The following is a 4,584-nucleotide window of genomic DNA, read 5'->3' as shown; positions in this document are numbered from 1 at the left end:
AAATAATATTGACTTCATATCTAAAGCCAATAGATAACTATTCACTTTTTATTTTTATCTATTCATTTTTGCCATAAGAAAAACAAAATAATTCAAACAAAACTCATATAAAACAACAGGTAAAGAAAGAAGAGCCATCATCACTACGTGAGTTTTTATTTTTGTGACCGGATTCAAAAACAATTGGAACCATAAGAGTAATATATTCAACAACAAATAAGTAACCAACTAAACATATTAAAACCAATATTATTAACTTCAGAATACAATCCATCAACCAAATTAAACCATAAGGAATTAAAATGGCTTTTAATCTTCGCAATCGTAATTTTTTAAAATTACTCGATCTGACTCCTCGTGAGATTCAACACCTTATTGATCTTTCTGTAGACCTTAAAAAAGCTAAATATTCCGGAACAGAAAAGCCTCGCCTACAAGGTAAAAATATAGCACTGATATTTGAAAAAAGTTCTACTCGCACTCGATGTGCATTTGAGGTTGCCGCATTCGATCAAGGTGCCCAAGTAAGTTATCTAGGCCCATCAGGTTCTCAAATCGGTCATAAAGAATCGATGAAAGATACAGCACGAGTACTTGGCCGCATGTACGACGGTATTGAGTACCGTGGTTTTGGCCAAGAGATTGTAGAAGAGCTAGGAAAATACGCAGGAGTACCCGTTTGGAATGGGCTAACAACCGAGTTTCATCCAACTCAGATTCTGGCCGACTTCTTAACCATGTTAGAACATGGCAAAGGTAAGCAACTACATGAAATGACATTTGCATACCTCGGTGATGCCAGAAACAACATGGGTAATTCACTATTAGTTGGAGCCGCCAAAATGGGTATGGAAATTCGCATGGTTGCACCCAAAGCGTTTTGGCCGGATGAGAAGCTCGTAGAAGAGTGTCGTGTAATAGCCAAAGATACCAACGCAAAAATCGTAATGACTGAAGATGTACAAGAAGGTGTTCAGGGATGTGACTATCTGTATACCGATGTATGGGTATCCATGGGCGAATCTAAAGATGCATGGGATGAGCGTGTAGAAATGATGAAACCTTATCAAGTAAATATGGCTGTAATAAAAGCGACTGGGAACTCACACGTAAAATTCATGCATTGCCTGCCCGCTTTCCACAACGATGAAACAACTGTTGGTGCAGAGGTGGCTGAAAAATACGGAATGAAAGGTCTCGAAGTTGATGAAGAAGTCTTTGAGTCAGACTATTCCATTGTTTTCGATGAAGCTGAAAACCGTATGCACACAATCAAGGCCGTTATGGTAGCCACGTTAGGTGACTAATGTTGTATTTCCCCCGGTAGCAAGGGCTACCGGGTGCTTTTGGAGATTTAATTATGTCAAGTGTAGCAATTCCACAACCAAGATTTAAAACTTTCCCCAGTGCTTTTACCATCTTGTTTCTTATTACAATTATAGCCGTAGCATGTACTTGGCTCATCCCTGCTGGAGCTTATTCAAAACTTACTTATAGTTCTGAAACTGGCATGTTATCAATGGCTACACCTTCAGGTGACATTTCAACTATTGCAGCAACTCAAGAAGAGTTGGATAAGCTAGGAGTAAACATAAAGGTCGACCAATTTACTGGTGGGATTATTCGCAAACCTATCGCGGTGCCAGGTACTTATGAACGCGTTGTACCGATTCACAAAAGTATTGGTGATGTAACTAAAAGTATGGTTGAAGGTACTATTGAAGGTGCCGACGTTATTGTGTTCATACTAGTTCTTGGAGGTATGATCGGAGTCGTAAACGCAACAGGGGCATTTAACTCAGGTCTAATAGCACTTTCTAAGAAAACCAAAGGACGTGAATTCACATTAGTATTTTCAGTATGCTTAGTTATGGCACTAGGCGGAACGACATGCGGATTGGAAGAAGAAGCCGTCGCATTTTACCCGATTCTTGTTCCTATTTTCTTGGCTCTTGGTTATGACTCTATCGTATGTGTGGGTGCTATTTTCCTTGCTGGTTCAATGGGCACTACATTTTCTACAATCAATCCATTTTCAGTTGTTATCGCGTCTAACGCTGCTGGTATTCCATTTACAGAAGGAATCGAATTCAGAATCATCGGTTTGATAGTGGGCTTTGCTGTAGTAGTTAGCTATATGTACTGGTATTGCAAAAAAGTAAAAGCGGATCCGAGTTTTTCATACACATATGCGGACAAAGAAGAGTTTGAATCACGCTATATGAATGATGTAGATATGGATCATGAGATCCCATTTACATTACGTCGAAAAGTAATTCTTACTATGTTTGCACTAGCATTCCCGCTAATGATCTGGGGTGTTTCAGTTGGTGGATGGTGGTTCCCAACCATGGCAGCATCGTTCTTAGCGATCACCATAGTGATCATGTTCATCTCTGGACTACCAGAAAAGAAATTAATGGACTCATTTACCAAAGGCGCTTCTGAGCTCGTTGGAGTATCGTTAATTATCGGTCTTGCCCGCGGTGTAAACCTTGTCCTTGAACAAGGGATGATTTCGGATACTATCTTGTTCGCAGCTTCGGACTTAGTATCAGGAATGGAAGGTGGTGTATTTATCGTCGTTCAGATGCTGGTATTCGCCTTATTAGGTTTTATCGTTCCATCCTCTTCCGGTTTAGCGGTTCTATCTATGCCAATTATGGCTCCGCTAGCGGACACCGTTGGTATCCCTAGAGAAATCGTCGTTTCAGCTTATAACTGGGGACAATATGCAATGCTGTTCTTGACCCCTACAGGTTTAGTACTTGCTACGTTGCAAATGTTGGGTATGTCTTACAACAAATGGCTAAAGTTTGTCTGGCCTATGGTGCTATTCGTACTTGGTTTCGGTTCACTAATGCTAGTTATTCAAGTCGCAATGATTTAGCAAATACCTCAAAAAAGAAAGTGGCAACTAATAATCAACCATCGATTTGATTAGAAAGAAGCCGCTCTCTTCATTCTTATCTACACCTTGTTGGCCTCTGATCTCATTACTTATAGTCACAGGCTAAACATTTAATTCGCACATATTTCAATCTAAAATTTAAATAACCACCTTATTCTTATAGGAGAAATATCCAGATGAGTGGCAGTATCGTAAAACTTTCAAGAAATACAGAAAACGCACCAATAAGCTCAGTTTCTACACAGACTGTGGCGTTTTCCCACTACAATAATATCTCAGCTCAGTTGCCTATCGTACCTAGAACAGGAAACCTTGTTGCTGGTGGTATAAAAGAGCAGACAAAACAGTGTCTGACCAATATTAAGGAAATTGTAGAAAGTATCGATCACGGTATGTACGACCTTGTCAAAATCAATGTATACCTGAAAAACATCACAGACCTTGATGCTGCAGATGAGGTTTATGCCAGCTTCTTTCAGAGCCATCTTCCTACACGCACTACAGTTGCTGTTGCCGCTCTACCGATGGACGGTGCGTTAATTCAAATTGATGCCTTGATTTCAAACGGAGAAGGAACACACCCACAAGAACCTTGTGATCTAATAAAAATGGTTAGAAATACAGAAAATGCCCCTATCAATTCGTTATCAACGCAAACTGTTGCATTTTCGCATTACAATCACATCTCAGCTCAGCTACCTGTTGATCCTAAAAGCGGCATGATTGTAGCTGGCGGAGCAAAAGAGCAAGCTGGGCAATGTCTAAAGAATATTAAATCTATTTTAGATGCTATCGACGTTCCTTTAGATGATATTGTTAAAATTAATATCCATATTAGAGATCTTGCTGATATCGAAGCAATCGATCAAATGTATACCACTTTCTTCCCTGACTCTGCTATTGCGAGAATGGTAGGTTATGTTCCTGCTCGTGCAATCATTGCTGCATCTGGTTTGCCTATGAACGCTTTGGTACAAATGGATGCGACTGTATCTCATGGAGATGGCACACCACCACAAGAAGTAGAAGATAGACACAAACTCGCTATTCGAGCAAGTAATTCAAAAAATGCCCCCGAAAGTGCACTATCAACACAAACTGTGGCTTTCTCTCACTACAACAACATTTCAGCTCAATTACCTATTGATCCTGAAATCAACAATATTGTTGCCGTGGGTGTAAAAGAACAGACTATTCAATGTCTAAACAACATCCAGGCGATTGTCGAAAGCGTGAATCATGTTATGGATGACATTGTCAAAATCAATATCCAACTTAAAGACATTACTGACCTTCAAACAGTAAATGAAGTCTATACAACATTCTTTAACAGTGAGCTGCCAGCAAGGACCGTCATTGGAGTGTCTGATATTCCTATGAATGCTTTAGTACAGATAGACGCCATTGTTTCAAACGGGGAGAGCACATCTCCACAAGGCAAATAGCACTTAGGTTCAGCCCACACTCGCTATGCCCAATGTATATCTGGTGTGCAGTATGTGGGCATAATTAAGCTTACGTTTATAGAATTTCAGTAGCAACTAGTGGTTCTCATCTTTATGGTAAAGCCCTCTGTTCCCCTCTCAAAAATATTTATAGCTACACGAATTATCAAATAATATTTGACAAAAACTAAAATGATACCATATTTTTCAGTATCCGCCCCATGAACC

At 39.7% G+C, this 4,584-nt stretch carries 3 protein-coding genes; all 3 read left to right on the top strand.

The window, feature by feature from the left end:
- Positions 1–302 precede the first annotated feature (302 nt).
- Positions 303–1,307, top strand: coding sequence for an ornithine carbamoyltransferase (gene argF, locus AB4209_RS22340; RefSeq protein ID WP_372057434.1), 1,005 nt, complete (start codon positions 303–305; stop codon positions 1,305–1,307).
- A 53-nt stretch (positions 1,308–1,360) separates the two neighbouring features.
- Positions 1,361–2,890: a YfcC family protein gene (locus AB4209_RS22335; protein ID WP_372057432.1), complete on the top strand. Its 1,530-nt coding sequence runs from the start codon at positions 1,361–1,363 to the stop codon at positions 2,888–2,890.
- 197 nt (positions 2,891–3,087) lie between these two features.
- A complete protein-coding gene (locus AB4209_RS22330; protein WP_372057430.1) occupies positions 3,088–4,356 on the top strand; it encodes a Rid family hydrolase in 1,269 nt (422 codons plus the stop codon).
- The last annotated feature ends 228 nt before the right edge of the window (positions 4,357–4,584 follow it).

It is taken from the genome of Vibrio sp. 10N.286.48.C11, assembly GCF_041469805.1.
In the GTDB taxonomy this organism is placed as follows: domain Bacteria; phylum Pseudomonadota; class Gammaproteobacteria; order Enterobacterales; family Vibrionaceae; genus Vibrio; species Vibrio crassostreae_C.
Note: the sequence above shows the minus strand (reverse complement) of the source record. Positions and strands in the feature narration are given on the sequence as shown.

What these genes read in the sequence shown, in the direction of transcription:
- argF (WP_372057434.1), top strand. Translation starts at nt 303, where the DNA reads ATGGCTTTTAATCTTCGCAATCGTAATTTTTTAAAATTACTCGATCTG.
- AB4209_RS22335 (WP_372057432.1), top strand. Translation starts at nt 1,361, where the DNA reads ATGTCAAGTGTAGCAATTCCACAACCAAGATTTAAAACTTTCCCCAGT.
- AB4209_RS22330 (WP_372057430.1), top strand. Translation starts at nt 3,088, where the DNA reads ATGAGTGGCAGTATCGTAAAACTTTCAAGAAATACAGAAAACGCACCA.